This window comes from Paraburkholderia polaris (assembly GCF_012927345.1).
GTDB lineage: Bacteria > Pseudomonadota > Gammaproteobacteria > Burkholderiales > Burkholderiaceae > Paraburkholderia > Paraburkholderia polaris.
The window spans coordinates 25,113-40,091 of record NZ_JABBGJ010000016.1; the positions used below are offsets into that span (position 1 = coordinate 25,113).

Below are 14,979 nucleotides of genomic sequence, written 5' to 3' on the forward strand. Positions count from 1 at the left end.
TGACGTGGTGACGCCGCGGCGTTGCGCTACGTCGCGCTACATCGAGCGCCGGTCGAGCATCGCACGGGCAATGGTGCCGGCGTCGACATACTCGAGTTCGCCGCCCACCGGCACGCCGCGCGCGAGACGCGTCACGGCAAGACCGCGCGCCTTGAGCGTCTGCCCGAGGTAATGCGCGGTGGCCTCGCCTTCATTGGTGAAATTGGTTGCGAGCACGACTTCCTTGACGATGCCATCCGACGCGCGCTTGACCAGCCGGTCGAAATGGATCTCCTTCGGGCCAATGCCGTCGAGCGGACTGAGCCGCCCCATCAGCACGAAATAGAGGCCGCGATAAGTCATCGTCTGTTCGAGCATGATCTGGTCGGCGGGCGTCTCGACGACGCACAACAACGCCGGATCGCGCTCCTCATCGAGGCAGACCTCGCAGATCTGCGCTTCGGTAAAGGTGTTGCACTTCTCGCAGTGCTGCAGATGTTCAGTCGCGAACAGCAACGAGCGGCCGAGTTTTTCGGCGCCGTCGCGATCGTGCTGCATCAGGTGGTACGCCATGCGTTGCGCGGATTTAGGCCCGACACCGGGCAGCACGCGCAGCGCTTCGACGAGCGCCGACAAGGCGGAAGGTTGTTTCATGCGGATCGGCGGTGTCGAAGTGGGTGTTGCCTGGGATGGTCCGGTACGCGGGTGGCGATGCGGTTGCTTCTATCAGCCAGACAGCGCTTCTGCTTCTATCAGCTAGACAGCGGATCGGGCAAGTGCGCCTGATGAACGAACTGAAGCGCACTGGCGCGAACTTGCACGAGCCGGACCGGCATTGAAACGAGCCCGGCTCGCGTATTCAACTCACGCCGCGGTCAAAGCAGCGGCGTGAGTCCCTTCTTGCAGCGACGTCGCTCAGAACGGCAGCTTGAAGCCCGGCGGCAGCGGCAGACCCGAAGTCATACCGCCCATCTTTTCCTGAGCGGTGGCTTCTGCCTTGCGCACGGCGTCGTTGAACGCAGCGGCGACCAGGTCTTCCAGCATGTCCTTGTCGTCGGCGAGCAGACTCGGATCGATCGACACGCGGCGCACGTCGTTCTTGCAGGTCATCGTCACCTTGACGAGACCGGCGCCCGACTGCCCTTCGACTTCGATCAATGCAAGCTGCTCCTGCATCTTCTTCATGTTTTCCTGCATCTGCTGGGCCTGCTTCATCAGCCCGGCGAGTTGGCCTTTCATCATGGACATGCTCCTTCTTGATAGCGTGAAATCCGGAAATCGGGTGCGCCACAGGGCGCGGCGAATCAGTGGATGGACGGCGCACCGTTCGGGCCGGCATCCTGCGTAATCGGGCGAATCGAGCCGGGCACGATGCTCGCACCGAACTCGCGGATTAGCGACTGCACGAACGGATCGGCGCCGATTTCGCGCTCCGCTTCCTGCTGGCGCTGGGCACGCATGGCGGCGTCGTGCGCGGCTGCCGTGCGGCGCGCCGGGCCGACTTCGACCAATACGTCGACGTTCTGGCCGAGCTTGTCAGCGAGCGCGGCTTTCAGTTTAGCGACCTGCGAAGCTTCCGCGTACTGGGGCACCGGCACGCTCAGTTTGAGCGTACTGCCTTCGAGTGCCATCAGTTCACTGTTGAACGCGAGTTGATACGAAATGCCCTTGAGCGGCAGGTCGACGGCGAGCGCGGGCCAGTCACCCTGAAAACCCAGCGGATCGAGCGGCACCGCGGGCGGCAACGGTTGCTTGTCGACCGCCGGCGCGGATGTCGACGCAGGCGCGGCGTTCACGCGGACGTCGTCGGGCCCACTGTCGAACACCGGCATGTAGTTGTCGTCCGGCAGGCCGTAATAGCCCTCGTCAGCTGCCGTGAGCGGCATGTATTCATCGGGCGGCATGTCGTCCCACGGTGCGCTCGACGAGCCGTTCTGCTCCTGGCCCTGCGGCGACGGCGCACGCGCGGCCGGTGCGGCGTCCTGTTGCGGCGCACGGCGCGGGGCCCCTGGCGTCGGCACATTGACGACAACGCGCGGTGCGGCGGGCTTCGGGGCGGCCGGGGCTACCGCGGGCCTGGCGGCGGCTGCCGACGTGGCACGGCCACGATCCGACGACACTTTCAGGCCGGCGCTGCGCAATACATTGAGCGCGTCGCTCGCGCCGCCTGCACGACGCGGCGGGATGTCAGCTGCGGGTGGCGGCTCTTGCGATGCCGTCGCGGGCGCGGCCTCTTCTGCCCGTGCAAACGCGGCTGTGGCCGCAGCAGTGGGCGAAGACGCGGGCGCCGATTCCTGAGAAGCGGCCGCAGCGGGTGATTCGTTCGGGGCTGGCTCGGTGGGCGCATCGTCCCACGGTGCCAAGGCCGGCGCTGCCGCAACTTTCGTTGCTTCGGCCGCTTCGGTCGCCGGCGCCGGAGGCGTCGCTTCGGGCGTCGGGGCCGCACGGAGCGCGTTCGTGTCCGTAGCCGCTGGCACCGGATCGCTCAGAATCGGTTCGATGGACGTCTCTTCCTGCCACGGCGCTAAAGCCGGTACGTCAGTGACGTCGGCCGCCGTGGGCGCAGGCGCCACGTTCGCTTCGCCAGAGGTCGATGCCGATGCAGCTGCGGACGTGGAAACGATGGCCGCTTCACCCATAGTTGGCTTCGGCGTGTGAGCATTTTCAGCAGACCCCGCGGACGCCAAGTGCTGCAAACCCGGCCTCGTGGGCTTCGCTTCTGCCACTGGATTTGCCGAGCGCACCGGCACGGCGGCGGCTGCGTCAACCGCACGCGACGGCGCCACGGCCTGTTGCGCGGCGACCGCCGGCGCGCCGGCGCGCCTCGCGCCACCCGCCCCCGCCGGTCCTGCCGGACGCGCCGCTGCCGCACCGCCGCCACCGCCGATGGGCGCCGGCTCGAAAGCCAGCATGCGCAGCAGCGTCATCGTAAAACCAGCGTATTCGTCAGGTGCGAGACCCAGTTCGCTTCGGCCGATGGTTGCAATCTGATAGAACAACTGCACGTGCTCGGCGCTCAACGCGTCGGCAAAGCGACGCAGATCAGCCGCTTCCGGCCACTCTTCCAACACCGACGACGGCGCGAACTGCGCCCACGCGACTCGGTGCAACAAGCTCGCCAGATCCTGCAACGCCGTCGAAAACGACAGGCTGCGCAACGCCATCTCGTCCGCGACAGCGAGCACGGCGGCGCCGTCACCATCGGCAAGCGCGTCGAGCAGGCGAATCAGATAGCTTTGATCGAGCGCGCCGAGCATGCCGCGCACCGCTTCTTCATTCACCTGATTGGCCGAATAGGCGATCGCCTGATCGGTCAGCGAAAGCGCGTCGCGCATCGAGCCGTCGGCCGCGCGCGCGAGCAGACGCAATGCCTGGGCGTCGTACGGCACCTTCTCTTCACCGAGAATATGCTCGAGATGCGACACGATGTGCCCGGCCGGCATCTGCTTCAGATTGAACTGCAGACAGCGCGACAGCACCGTGACCGGAATCTTCTGCGGATCGGTGGTAGCAAGAATGAATTTGACGTGCGAAGGCGGCTCTTCCAGCGTCTTCAACATCGCGTTGAAAGCGTGGTTGGTCAGCATGTGCACTTCGTCGATCATGTAGACCTTGAAGCGCGCGTCGACCGGCGCGTAAACTGCGCGCTCCAGCAGCGCCGCCATTTCATCGACACCGCGGTTACTCGCCGCGTCCATCTCGACATAATCGACAAAGCGGCCTTCATCGATCTCGCGGCACGCGCGGCATACGCCGCACGGCGTGGAGGTCACGCCGGTTTCGCAATTCAGGGCCTTGGCGAAGATGCGCGACAGCGTGGTTTTACCGACGCCGCGGGTGCCGGTAAACAGATAGGCATGATGCAGACGGCCGCCGTCGAGCGCGTGCGTGAGCGCGCGCACCACGTGCTCCTGTCCGACGAGCGAAGCGAAATCCTTCGGCCGCCATTTGCGTGCGAGAACTTGATAGGTCATCCGGAAATTGTATCAGTAACGATGGCGCGCAAAACCGAATCGAGACGGCGCGCGAACGCGGGTTGCCGCTTCATTGAAACTGGCTCAGGGACCGATAGAAAAAAATAGATGATGCGCGCGAGAAACGTCAACGCAGTGCCTACGTGACAGCGCTTGGGGAAAAACAGGAGATGGGAAGTACGGCAGAGTAAAACAAGGAAAAGGAAGGTGACGAGCCTGACCCTCGGCACTGGTGGAAAACGGCTGTGGCTGCTTCGTTCCCGACCTGACCAGGTTGACCATCCCTCCATGCGAGGAGGCCCGTCACGAAACATTCTATCACCGCTTGGGCCGTCGCGCGACTCTTAATACGACCAAACCGACATCGACGCGCCGAATCAGGAGCTTGGCACCATATAGGCAGCGCGCTGGAAGTACGCGTCCGGGGCACTTGCGTTTGCGCCGCCCGCCACCAGATAAGCTGCGTCGCGGTTGTTAAAACGTGGTGGCGCTTCACCGGCAGCCATTGGCCCCACTGCCCTTGATGAGTACTATCACCACCGGCAACGCATAGCGAATTAAGCTAAACTGCCATACGGATGACCCGCAAACGCGAGCTTTCCGCGCATTCCGGACATGGTCTTTCGACTTTTTCAGGTGTGCGCTGGCAAGACTCCGATTGCGGCAAAGCGAACGGAAGTTTCCCTAGATTTTGACGTATCGTGGCGAGCAATTCAGGCGGGCCTCGAACCGATAGAGGTATTCATACAATGAGCGAATCAATCAAGCATATTAGCGACGCATCGTTCGAACAGGACGTCGTGAAATCCGATAAACCCGTGCTGCTCGATTTCTGGGCTGAATGGTGCGGTCCGTGCAAGATGATCGCGCCGATCCTCGACGAAGTCGCCAAGGATTACGCCGATCGCCTACAAATCGCCAAGATCAACGTCGACGAACATCAATCGACGCCGGTCAAGTTCGGCGTACGCGGCATCCCCACGCTGATCCTCTTCAAGAACGGCGCTGTCGCCGCGCAGAAGGTCGGCGCATTGTCGAAGTCGCAACTCACCGCGTTCCTCGACGGCAACCTGTAAAGCGGTCGTCGCATCGGCGCCTCAAGTCTCTTGAGACATTTAGGTGCGCTGTCTTAGGCGTGTTGTCCAGCGACAACACGCCTCATAAGAAAGATGCCATGCCGTCGCACTGGCGGAAATTGGCCTGTGCTATGCTAGAATCCGCAAAACGTCGAAAAGACGTGTAAGTCCTTGAGCGGTTCCGCTCACCCTCCTCCCAGATTTCATTTCGTCGCACCTTCTCCTGCGGGTTCTCCGTATGCATTTATCCGAGCTTAAGACTCAGCACGTGTCCGAATTGATCGAGATGGCCAATGGCCTCGAGATCGAAAGTGCAAACCGCCTGCGCAAGCAGGAATTGATGTTTGCCATTCTAAAAAAACGAGCCAAAGCGGGCGACACGATCTTCGGCGACGGCACGCTCGAAGTGCTGCCGGACGGCTTCGGCTTCCTGCGTTCGCCGGAAACCTCGTATCTGGCCAGCACGGACGATATTTACATCAGCCCGTCGCAAATCCGCCGCTTCAACCTGCACACGGGCGACACGATCGAAGGCGAAGTGCGTACGCCGAAAGACGGTGAACGCTATTTCGCGCTGGTCAAGGTGGACAAGGTCAACGGCCAGCCGCCGGAAGCCTCGAAGCACAAGATCATGTTCGAAAACCTGACGCCGCTGCACCCGAACAAGGTGCTGTTGCTCGAACGTGAAATGCGTGGCGAAGAAAACGTCACCGGCCGCATCATCGACATGATCGCGCCGATCGGTAAGGGCCAGCGCGGTCTGCTGGTTGCATCGCCGAAGTCCGGTAAGACCGTGATGCTGCAGCACATCGCGCACGCCATTAAGCAAAACCACCCGGATGTCGTGCTGTTCGTGCTGCTGATCGACGAACGCCCGGAAGAAGTGACCGAAATGCAGCGTTCGGTGGCCGGCGAAGTGATCGCCTCCACGTTCGACGAACCGGCTGCGCGTCACGTGCAAGTCGCCGAAATGGTGATCGAAAAAGCCAAGCGCCTCGTCGAAATGAAGAACGACGTGGTGATTCTGCTCGACTCGATCACGCGTCTCGCGCGTGCGTACAACACCGTTGTGCCGGCCTCGGGCAAGGTGCTGACGGGTGGTGTCGACGCGAATGCGCTGCAACGCCCGAAGCGCTTCTTTGGTGCTGCGCGCAATATCGAGGAAGGCGGCTCGCTGACCATCATCGGCACGGCGCTGATCGAAACCGGCAGCCGCATGGACGACGTGATCTACGAAGAGTTCAAGGGCACCGGCAATATGGAAGTGCACTTGGAACGCCGCCTGGCTGAAAAGCGCGTCTATCCGTCGATCAACCTGAACAAGTCCGGCACGCGCCGTGAAGAGCTGCTGATCAAGCCCGAAGTGCTTCAAAAGATCTGGGTGCTGCGCAAGTTCATTCACGACATGGACGAAGTCGAGTCGATGGAATTCCTGCTCGACAAGATTCGCCAGACGAAGAGCAACTCCGAGTTCTTCGACATGATGCGTCGTGGCGGCGGCAGCTAAGGCCTCGCTCCGAAACAGCCGCACTAGCTGTACCGTATAAGAAAGCCGCTCGCCAGAAACGAGCGGCTTTTTTTCGTCCGTAAGGTTTTGCCCGAAAAAGCGCATGCTGCCGTGACAACATGTACGTGAACGTACACGTTGCAGTACAATGCGTTCAGTCCGTCATGCTTGCCCTACCTTATGTCGAAGGACTCACCCACTCTGCTTACCGTACGCGATGCCGCCGAACGCCTCGGCGTCACGCCGCGCACGCTGAAATACTACGAGGAACGCGGCCTCGTCTCGCCTACCCGCAGCGAAGGCCGCTACCGCCTTTACGACGAGGAAGACCTGAAGCGCTTCGGCCGTATTCTGCGCCTGCGCTCGCTCGGCTTTTCGCTGCACGGCATCACCGAAATGCTCAAGCGGCCGCTCGAGCCGGTCGAAGGCGGCCATCGCTACTCCACCGAATCGTTACAGCAGATTCGCGACGCCATCGCAGACCAGGTCGAAGCGCTCGATGCCCGCATCGAAACGATGCGTCGCGAACTCAAGGAAGCGCAGAAACTGCGAGCCGAACTGAGTCCCGACCTCGACTATCTCGAACGGCGCCTCGCCGGCGAGAATGCGGACGCACTGCTCGAGCAGCGCCGCAACGCACTCGCCAAAGCTGAGAGCATGCCGTTCGCGAAGCGCACGAAAAAGCCGGGCGAACCCACATGAGCACGACCTCGCCCCGCGTACCGTTGTTTAGCGCCGCAAAACTGCGCGGCGATTTTTTCCCATGGGTGCTGGCCGTCGTAACCGGCCTCGACTACTTCGACAACTCGATCTTCTCGTTTTTCACCACCTACATCGCGGGCGGCATCAACGCGTCGCCAGATGAACTGGTGTGGGCGTCGAGCGCCTATGCGGTGGCGGCCGTGCTCGGCATCCTGCAACAGCAATGGTGGGTCGAACGCGTCGGTTACCGGCGCTACGTGGCCGGCTGCATGCTGCTCTATTCAGTTGGCGCTATCGCCGCCACATTGTGCGAGTCGTCAATCGAGCTCGCGTTCGCACGCGGCTTTCAGGGCTACTTCATCGGCCCGATGATGGGCACCTGCCGCATCCTGATTCAGATGAGCTTTACGCCGCAGCAGCGGCCCGCGGCAACCCGCGCTTTTCTGGTGCTGATCGTGTTGAGCAGTGCGCTTGCGCCGCTGATCGGCGGACAACTGGTCGCGCATTTCGATTGGCGTGCGCTGTTCGCCTGCACCGCGCCGGCCGGTGTGCTGTTTGCCATTCTGGCCCTGCTCGCGCTGCCCGACACCGGCAACCGCTTGCCAGAAGAGCGCGGCGCGGCGCACTTCTGGCCTTATCTGATCTTCGCGTTCGCGCAAGGCGCGCTGCAAATCGTCATGCAACAAGTGCGGTTCCAGCTGTTCAGCGCCTCGCCTGGGCTGATTCTGCTGACGTTCGCCGGCATCGTCGCGCTCGGCTGGTTCGCGTACCAGCAATGGCACCATCCGGCGCCGCTGGTGCGCCTGCATGCGCTGCGCGAAAAGGTGTTTCAGGTCGGTCTCGTGCTGTACATGTTCTACTACTACATCTCGACCGTATTCAGCTATCTGACGTCGCGCTTTCTCGAGAGCGGCCTCGGCTATCCGGTCGAGAATACCGGGCGACTGGTCGGCGTGACGTCGCTGATTTCGGCGACCGCGCTGTTCGTCTACCTGCGTTACGCGAAGCTTCTGCCGCGCAAGAAGTGGATCATCGTGCCGGGCTTCGCGGTAGCCGCGTTCGCTGCGGCGTGGATGACGCGCATGTCGCCGGACGCGGGCCAAGCCGCGCTGATCGTGCCAATGCTGCTGCGTGGCTTGCTGTTGCTGTTCATCGTGCTGCCGGTCGCCAATCTGACGTTTAGAATCTTCGCCATTGAGGAATTCACGCACGGCTACCGGCTGAAAAACATCGTGCGGCAACTGACAATCTCGTTCGCGACGGCCTCGGTGATCATCGTCGAACAGCATCGGCAGGCGCTGCATCAGGCTCGCCTCGCGGAGTTCGTGAATCCGTACAATCCGTTGTTCCAGAATTCGCTCGCGGCGCTGACCAGCGGCTTCAGCGCCGCAGGTCGCTCGCCGTCCGAGGCGCATTCGCTTGCGATCGTGGAAATCAGCCGCATGGTTACGCAGCAGGCTAGCTTCCTGACATCGCTGGACGGCTTCTACTTTCTGATCGGCATTGCGATATGCGGCGGCATTTTCGCCGCGTGGCAAAAACAGATCGACTAAGGGTTTCATCAGGCCATGCTCTCGAAACTCACCCAATGGTTCGGCACGCGCCGCCGCGACCGCGCGCTGCGCGACTACGCGATCGCGGACGCCCTCTGGCAGGCCACGCTCGACGGCCTGCCGTTCCTCGCCCACCTCGAGGCGCCGGATCGCATGCGTCTGCGCGAGCTGACCAGCCTTTTCATCGCGCAAAAGGAATTTTCGACCGCGCACGAACTCGAGCTGACCGACGCCATGACCGTGGCGATTGCCGCGCAAGCGTGTTTGCCGGTGCTAAACCTGAGCCTCGACCTGTATCGCGGCTGGGTCGGCGTGATCGTCTATCCGGGCGAGTTCGTGATCCGCAAGACGGTCGAGGATGAAGACGGCGTGGTGCACGAGGTCGAGCACGACGCGAGCGGCGAAGCGTGGGAAGGCGGCCCGGTGGTGCTGTCGTGGGAAGACGCGCAGATGACCGGCGGCACGGACGCGTATAACGTCGTGATTCACGAATTCGCCCACAAGATCGACATGCTGACCGGCGAGGCGGACGGCCATCCACCGCTCATGCGCCGCTGGCATGCACCGCTCGATTCACAGGCATGGGCCGATATTTTCGACCATGCCTACGACCATTTCTGCGCCAAAGTGGACGCGGTGCCGGATAGACGCTGGGCACGTTTCGAGCGCGATTCGCTGATCGATCCGTACGCGGCGGACCATCCATCGGAATTTTTTGCCGTTTGCAGCGAAGCGTTGTTCGTCCAGCCGCAGGCGTTCGAGGCGGAGTATCCCGAGCTATATCGCTTGCTGGCACGGTATTACCGCCAGGATCCCGCGCGGGTCGGGTTGGCATTTGCTCCGGCCTGACGCCCGCCGCGCAGGAGTCCACAGCCGGGCCACCGCGCGGCACGCGCACGGGAAATGAACTGGCGAAGCAGCGGAGAAAACGACAGAAAACGCTGGCAAAAAGGTCGTAGAAAGGTCGTCAAGCGACTGATTTTCTGGCATAATCGCCGTTTTTCGACCATAGGCAAGTGGCTCGCGCCTAGATGCTGTCCGCATTTATAGCGGCTGCACGCGGGTTGGCTACCGCCAGATTAAAGGAAAGACCATGAAAGAAGGCATTCACCCGGATTACCGCGAAGTCCTGTTCGTCGACATGTCGATCGACTTCAAGTTTGTAACGCGCTCGACCATCCAGACGCGTGAAACCGCCGAATTCAACGGCAAGACCTACCCGCTCGCCAAGATCGAAGTGTCGTCGGAATCGCATCCGTTCTACACCGGCCAACAAAAGATCATGGACACGGCAGGCCGCGTCGAGAAGTTCAACAAGAAGTTCGGCACGCGCGCTACCGGCAAGGCAGCAGCGAAGTAATACCCGCTTCGTCGCCGGCCTTGGCCCGCAACGAAGCAGCAGCAAAAAAGGGCAGCGCAAGCTGCCCTTTTTTGTCACCCTATTCCGGACGCCCGGATGCGAATCGTCGCCCGGCGAATCGTCGCCCGTTGCGGCGCCGTGTTACAGGCATCCCATTCACGTTGCGAGCCGTTACCGGCCGTGACGCGCATCGCACGGCACGACTACAATGCCGGATGCTCCAAATTGGCCATTCCCGCCGGACATTCCGTCCGGTCCCGGCTGCACCGCCTATCCGATATCCACACACTGCATGAGACCTGTCGTTCGCCTCACTGCCTCCGCGACCAGTGCGTTGCCGCGCTGGCTGCTGCTGACCATCTGCATCGTCTACGCATTCTTCGGCCTGTTCGGCCGGGATCCGTGGAAGAACGAGGACGCAGCCGGCTTCGGCGTCATGTGGACGATGGCCAACGGCAGCGCGCATGACTGGCTGCTGCCGAATCTGGTCGGCAAGTACATGACGGAAGACGGCCCGCTCGGTTATTGGCTGGGCGCCAGCGCGATCCGCGCGCTCGCGCCGTGGGTCGACGCGAGCAATGCCTCACGCGTGTTTACGGGCCTGCTGTTTTGCGCGGCCTGCGCGTTCGTCTGGTATGCGGCTTATCTGCTCGGCCGGCGCGCCGAAGTGCAGCCCTTCAAGTACGCGTTCGGCGGCGAGCCGGAGCCGCGCGACTACGGCCGCACCCTCGCCGACGGCGCGCTGCTGATCCTGCTCGCCTGTTTCGGCCTCGCCGAACGCGGCCACGAAACCACGCCGCAGTTGGCGCAATTCTTCGGCATCGCCATGCTCGTCTATGGGCTCGTGCGGATGATCGACAAGCCGATCCAGGGTGCGCTGATCTGGGGCCTGGCGCTCGGCCTCGTCGCCCTGGCAAGCAGCCCGGTGCTGGTCGGCGCGCTGTTGCTCGGTACCCTGGCGATGGCGCTGATTGTGCGCGAGGCGCGATCGCGCTGGCTGCTGCTGGCCGGTTTGCCCGTGGCGCTAGTGCTGTCGGTCGCGTGGCCGATCGCCGCACTCGCCGCGTTTCCCGACGACGCTGTCTGGTACCTGAACCAGTGGGTGCATGTCAGCCTGTCGTCGTTCGCCGGGCCGCCCGGTTCGGTGGCCGCCTACGCGCTCAAGAATCTGCCGCTCTTCACGTGGCCGGCCTGGCCGCTGGCGCTCTGGGCATGGTTCAGCTGGTCGGGCCTGCGGCGCGCACCGCACGTCGCGATTCCGTTGTCGGTGATCGGGCCGCTGCTTGTTCTGGTCGTGTTGCAGAGCCATCAGTCGAACCGGCTTTACATGTTGTTGCTGCCGCCGCTCGCGGTGCTGGCCGCCTTCGCGCTGCCCACGCTCAAACGCGGCGCGATCAATGCGATCGACTGGTTCGCGCTGCTGAGCTTCACGATCCTCGGCAGCTTCGTCTGGCTGGTGTACGTGGCCGGGCTGACCGGCTTCCCGCATCCACTCGCGCGCAACCTCGCGCGTCTCGCTCCGGGTTTTGCGCCGCAGTTCAAGATTCTGTCGTTCGTGTGCGCGGTCGCCGTGACGATCTGTTGGTTCGTGCTGGTGCAATGGCGTCTGGCCCGTCATCCGAAAGTCCTGTGGCGCAGCGTGGTGCTCTCGAGCGCCGGCACGACGCTGATGTGGGTGCTGCTGATGACACTGTGGCTGCCGGTCGTCAACTACAGCCGGACCTATAAGGACGTCGCCGAGCAGATCGCAAGCCATCTGCCGGACGACTACACCTGCATCTCACCGGTGCGCCTCGGTAACGCGCAGATCGCGACTTTCGCCTATTTCGGCGATATGCATTTCTCGTTCAACGAGGACTGCGACGTGATCCTGCGTCAGGACACCCAGGACTTCGGCGATCCGAGCGCGATGTCGGACTTCATGTGGAAGCTGGTGTGGGAAGGCCGCCGCGTGGCCGACCGCGACGAACGCTTCCGCCTGTACGTGCGGATCGACCGTCCGAAGCCGCCGGTCGTCAAACGCCGCAGCTGGCATAAGAAGCCGAACTGATCATGTTCGCCGACGTACGGAAAATCGCCGGGCTCGCATGGCCCGTGCTGATCGGCCAACTGGCGATCATCGCCTTCGGCGTGATCGACACGGCGATGGTCGGCCGCTATTCGGCCGTCGATCTCGCCGCGCTCGGCCTCGGCTCGTCGATCTATATTTCCGTCTACATCGGTCTGACCGGCATCCTGACCGCGCTGCAACCGATTACCGCGCAACTCTACGGCGCGCGCCAGCACATTGAGATCGGCGAAGAAGTGCGCCAGGCGTTGTGGCTCGCGCTGGCGTTGACCGTGATCGGCTTTCTGATCCTCTATTTTCCAGGGCCCGTACTGCAGCTGGCGCGTGTGCCCAAAGCGCTGCATGAGCGCACGGTCGCCTATCTGCAGATTCTGGCGTTCGGCTTGCCGGCCGGCCTCGCCTTTCGCGTCTACAGCTCGATCACCAATGCGGTCGGCAAACCGCGGCTCGTGATGATCCTGCAGATCGGCGCGCTGCTGCTCAAGTTTCCGCTCAACACGTGGTTTATCTTTGGCGGGCTCGGCGTGCCGGCGCTCGGCGGGCCGGGTTGCGCGCTTGCCAGCACCGCGATCAACTGGGGGCTGGCCGTGGTTGGGATGCTGCTGTTGACGCGCGTCCACGTGTTCAAGCCGTTCGCGATCTTTGCGCACTTCTGCTGGCCGGTCTGGCGCCGGCAGGCAGCGCAGCTGCGCCTGGGCATTCCGATGGGCCTGTCGTACCTGATCGAAGTCACCTCGTACACGTTCATGGCGCTCTTCATTGCGCGCTTCGGTACGACGACGCTCGCCGGACACCAGATCGCCGGCAACATCGGCGCGGTGCTCTATATGACGCCGCTGTCGATCGGGATCGCTTCGTCGACGCTGGTCGCTCAGGCGCTGGGTGCGCATCGCCCGGAAGCCGCGCGCACGCTGTCGCGGCACGGCATCATGATGGCCGTGGCGATCGCCTGCTGTTATGGCGTGATCGTGCTGGTGCTGCGGCCGTACGTGATCGAAGGCTATACGCCGAATGCGCAGGTCGCTGCGGCGGCGATGCCACTGGTGTTGATCGTCGTGTGCTATCACCTGTTCGATGCGTTGCAGATCACCACCGCGTTCGTGTTGCGCGCGTACAAGGTGGCAGTCGTGCCGACCGTTATCTATGCGGTTGCGCTGTGGGGCGTGGGGCTCGGCGGCGGGTACGTGCTCGGCTTCAATGTCTCCGGCACCACGCCGGAATGGCTGACCGGCGCGCGCGGCTTCTGGGTAGCCAATACGGTGAGCCTCGCGATTGCCGGCATCGGTTTGCTGTTGTACTGGCGTGGCGTGAGCAAGCGGTATTTGCGCGCCGAGACGGTGGTCAGGGTGGATTCGGCGGCTTGACGGGACGGCTGGGGCTTGCTGGGCTTGCTGGTGCTGGGGCTTGCTGGACTTTCCGGCTATGGGCTATGGGCTATGAGCTATGAGCTGTTGGCTGTTGGCTCGTCGGGCCGGAAAGAATCGGCGTGCAACACTGTCGGCGGATGGCTCGCTCATTAGAAGCCGGGTTTTCAGGTTGTGCCGCCGACGCATTGACGAAGTGGCCGGCAGCAGCAGACCGTTAGTTGCGTCTAGCACCGAAAGAAAACGGCTGTCCTCGGCAACCGCCCGCCCCGCTCCGTCATTTCAAGCCGCCTGCGCCTCCTCCAACGCCTGATCACGCCGCTCGAAAATCTCCCGCGCCGCGAACAGCGCGTTCAGCGCCGCCGGGAAACCCGCGTAGAGCGCCATCTGCATGAACACCTCGATTATCTCCTCACGCGTGCAGCCGACGTTCAAGGCCGCCTCGATATGCACCTTCAACTGCGGTTGCGCGCAGCCGAGCGTCGCCAGTGATGCAATCGTCGCGATCTCTCTCGCGCGCAGATCGAGTTGCGGCCTGCTGTAAATATCGCCGAAACCGAATTCAATCAGCAGGCGTCCGAAATCCGGCGCGATCGACGCAAGCGCGGCGATCACCTGCTCGCCGGTCGAGCCGTCGATTTCCTTCAGTTTGTTCCAGCCTCGGGCGTAGCGATCGTTTTGTGCGTGTTCCATGGTGAGTCCTTTTCCGAATGCGAAAGCGATTGGGTTTCGTCGATCTGTCGTGTCGGAGTACTCGCGGCGGGTTGCCGCCCAGCGGGTTGCCGCCCAGCGTCTTCGTAATAGGCGATTTTGTCGATGATCGTGCCGAGATTGCTCTGCAACTCGGCGATCCGCGACAAAACCGCATCCCGATGCGCCACCAGCATGTCGCGACGCTCGCCCACCGTAGATTGACCTTCTGCCCGCAGCGCCGCGAACGCCTGCATCCCGGCGATCGGCATGCCGGTCGCCTTCAGACGCATCACGAACTGCAGCCAGTCGAGATCGGCCGGCGAATACAGGCGATGCCCCGCCTGCGTGCGCCCGACCGGCCGAATCAGGCCGGCCTGTTCGTAGTAGCGCAGCGTGTGGGTGGTGACGCCGATCATCCCGGCGACCTCGCCGATGGTGAGTGCTTTTGACATTTTCGACATGACGGAACTCAGGTTAGGACTTCGAGTGCACTCTAAGTCAAGTGGAAGACGCTGTCATTTGTCGGCGCTGCGATTATTTATGGTGGGTCACCTTGATCGATAAACTCACAACGGCTTAATCGCTAGGCAAAAGCTTCAAATATTGTCCAGCCTGATTTACTTGTCATGAATCGATCGGTATAAATCGTCGGCGGTCGCAAATAAGGGCGCGCAATTTGTTCTATGCTTAAGCGCAGCGCGCT

Annotated in this window: 13 protein-coding genes and 1 other RNA gene; 8 read left to right on the forward strand and 6 right to left on the reverse strand. The window is 62.6% G+C overall.

What is annotated here, in order from left to right; all coding sequences use genetic code 11:
• Nucleotides 1-36 precede the first annotated feature (36 nt).
• The 4 genes from recR to ffs all read right to left on the reverse strand — a co-directional run bounded on the left by recR (nucleotide 37) and on the right by ffs (nucleotide 4,258).
• On the reverse strand, nucleotides 37-633 hold the full coding sequence (gene recR / locus HHL24_RS16190; RefSeq protein ID WP_063496327.1) for a recombination mediator RecR: 597 nt from the start codon (nucleotides 631-633) through the stop codon (nucleotides 37-39).
• 261 nt (nucleotides 634-894) lie between these two features.
• Nucleotides 895-1,221, reverse strand: a complete 327-nt coding sequence (locus HHL24_RS16195; protein ID WP_007182071.1) for a YbaB/EbfC family nucleoid-associated protein — start codon at nucleotides 1,219-1,221, stop codon at nucleotides 895-897.
• Nucleotides 1,222-1,283: 62 nt separating this feature from the next.
• Nucleotides 1,284-3,953: a DNA polymerase III subunit gamma/tau gene (locus HHL24_RS16200; RefSeq protein WP_169486468.1), complete on the reverse strand. Its 2,670-nt coding sequence runs from the start codon at nucleotides 3,951-3,953 to the stop codon at nucleotides 1,284-1,286.
• A 206-nt stretch (nucleotides 3,954-4,159) separates the two neighbouring features.
• An RNA gene (gene ffs / locus HHL24_RS16205) (signal recognition particle sRNA small type) lies at nucleotides 4,160-4,258 on the reverse strand.
• A gap of 444 nt (nucleotides 4,259-4,702) precedes the next feature.
• Between ffs and trxA the strand changes: the two genes are divergently transcribed.
• The 8 genes from trxA (at nucleotide 4,703) to HHL24_RS16245 (ending at nucleotide 13,583) form a co-directional block, all read left to right on the forward strand.
• Nucleotides 4,703-5,029: a thioredoxin TrxA gene (trxA, locus tag HHL24_RS16210; RefSeq protein ID WP_054039468.1), complete on the forward strand. Its 327-nt coding sequence runs from the start codon at nucleotides 4,703-4,705 to the stop codon at nucleotides 5,027-5,029.
• Between the two features lie 238 nt (nucleotides 5,030-5,267).
• Complete coding sequence (gene rho, locus HHL24_RS16215) at nucleotides 5,268-6,536, forward strand: transcription termination factor Rho (protein ID WP_074284282.1); 1,269 nt, start codon at nucleotides 5,268-5,270, stop codon at nucleotides 6,534-6,536.
• Nucleotides 6,537-6,716: 180 nt separating this feature from the next.
• Nucleotides 6,717-7,238: a MerR family transcriptional regulator gene (locus tag HHL24_RS16220; RefSeq protein ID WP_169486469.1), complete on the forward strand. Its 522-nt coding sequence runs from the start codon at nucleotides 6,717-6,719 to the stop codon at nucleotides 7,236-7,238.
• Entirely contained in the window at nucleotides 7,235-8,791 is a 1,557-nt protein-coding gene (locus HHL24_RS16225; protein ID WP_169486470.1) for an MFS transporter, read from the forward strand. The genes HHL24_RS16220 and HHL24_RS16225 overlap by 4 nt, the downstream gene beginning before the upstream one ends.
• A gap of 15 nt (nucleotides 8,792-8,806) precedes the next feature.
• Entirely contained in the window at nucleotides 8,807-9,640 is an 834-nt protein-coding gene (locus HHL24_RS16230) for a M90 family metallopeptidase (protein WP_169486471.1), read from the forward strand.
• A 244-nt stretch (nucleotides 9,641-9,884) separates the two neighbouring features.
• A complete protein-coding gene (locus tag HHL24_RS16235) occupies nucleotides 9,885-10,151 on the forward strand; it encodes a type B 50S ribosomal protein L31 (RefSeq protein ID WP_028196650.1) in 267 nt (88 codons plus the stop codon).
• Nucleotides 10,152-10,443: 292 nt separating this feature from the next.
• On the forward strand, nucleotides 10,444-12,201 hold the full coding sequence (locus HHL24_RS16240; protein ID WP_169486472.1) for an ArnT family glycosyltransferase: 1,758 nt from the start codon (nucleotides 10,444-10,446) through the stop codon (nucleotides 12,199-12,201).
• Nucleotides 12,202-12,203: 2 nt separating this feature from the next.
• Nucleotides 12,204-13,583, forward strand: a complete 1,380-nt coding sequence (locus HHL24_RS16245) for an MATE family efflux transporter (RefSeq protein WP_169486473.1) — start codon at nucleotides 12,204-12,206, stop codon at nucleotides 13,581-13,583.
• Nucleotides 13,584-13,865: 282 nt separating this feature from the next.
• Here HHL24_RS16245 and HHL24_RS16250 read toward each other — a convergent pair whose 3' ends face one another.
• Together HHL24_RS16250 and HHL24_RS16255 are read right to left on the reverse strand one after the other, a co-directional pair.
• Nucleotides 13,866-14,276, reverse strand: coding sequence for a carboxymuconolactone decarboxylase family protein (locus HHL24_RS16250; protein WP_169486474.1), 411 nt, complete (start codon nucleotides 14,274-14,276; stop codon nucleotides 13,866-13,868).
• Nucleotides 14,228-14,737 carry a MerR family transcriptional regulator gene (locus tag HHL24_RS16255; RefSeq protein WP_169486475.1) on the reverse strand — a complete coding sequence of 170 codons (510 nt, stop codon included), beginning with the start codon at nucleotides 14,735-14,737 and terminating at the stop codon, nucleotides 14,228-14,230. The genes HHL24_RS16250 and HHL24_RS16255 overlap by 49 nt, the downstream gene beginning before the upstream one ends.
• Between the last annotated feature and the right edge of the window lie 242 nt (nucleotides 14,738-14,979).

What these genes read in the sequence shown, in the direction of transcription:
- recR (WP_063496327.1), bottom strand. Translation starts at nt 633, where the DNA reads ATGAAACAACCTTCCGCCTTGTCGGCGCTCGTCGAAGCGCTGCGCGTG.
- HHL24_RS16195 (WP_007182071.1), bottom strand. Translation starts at nt 1,221, where the DNA reads ATGATGAAAGGCCAACTCGCCGGGCTGATGAAGCAGGCCCAGCAGATG.
- HHL24_RS16200 (WP_169486468.1), bottom strand. Translation starts at nt 3,953, where the DNA reads ATGACCTATCAAGTTCTCGCACGCAAATGGCGGCCGAAGGATTTCGCT.
- trxA (WP_054039468.1), top strand. Translation starts at nt 4,703, where the DNA reads ATGAGCGAATCAATCAAGCATATTAGCGACGCATCGTTCGAACAGGAC.
- rho (WP_074284282.1), top strand. Translation starts at nt 5,268, where the DNA reads ATGCATTTATCCGAGCTTAAGACTCAGCACGTGTCCGAATTGATCGAG.
- HHL24_RS16220 (WP_169486469.1), top strand. Translation starts at nt 6,717, where the DNA reads ATGTCGAAGGACTCACCCACTCTGCTTACCGTACGCGATGCCGCCGAA.
- HHL24_RS16225 (WP_169486470.1), top strand. Translation starts at nt 7,235, where the DNA reads ATGAGCACGACCTCGCCCCGCGTACCGTTGTTTAGCGCCGCAAAACTG.
- HHL24_RS16230 (WP_169486471.1), top strand. Translation starts at nt 8,807, where the DNA reads ATGCTCTCGAAACTCACCCAATGGTTCGGCACGCGCCGCCGCGACCGC.
- HHL24_RS16235 (WP_028196650.1), top strand. Translation starts at nt 9,885, where the DNA reads ATGAAAGAAGGCATTCACCCGGATTACCGCGAAGTCCTGTTCGTCGAC.
- HHL24_RS16240 (WP_169486472.1), top strand. Translation starts at nt 10,444, where the DNA reads ATGAGACCTGTCGTTCGCCTCACTGCCTCCGCGACCAGTGCGTTGCCG.
- HHL24_RS16245 (WP_169486473.1), top strand. Translation starts at nt 12,204, where the DNA reads ATGTTCGCCGACGTACGGAAAATCGCCGGGCTCGCATGGCCCGTGCTG.
- HHL24_RS16250 (WP_169486474.1), bottom strand. Translation starts at nt 14,276, where the DNA reads ATGGAACACGCACAAAACGATCGCTACGCCCGAGGCTGGAACAAACTG.
- HHL24_RS16255 (WP_169486475.1), bottom strand. Translation starts at nt 14,737, where the DNA reads ATGTCGAAAATGTCAAAAGCACTCACCATCGGCGAGGTCGCCGGGATG.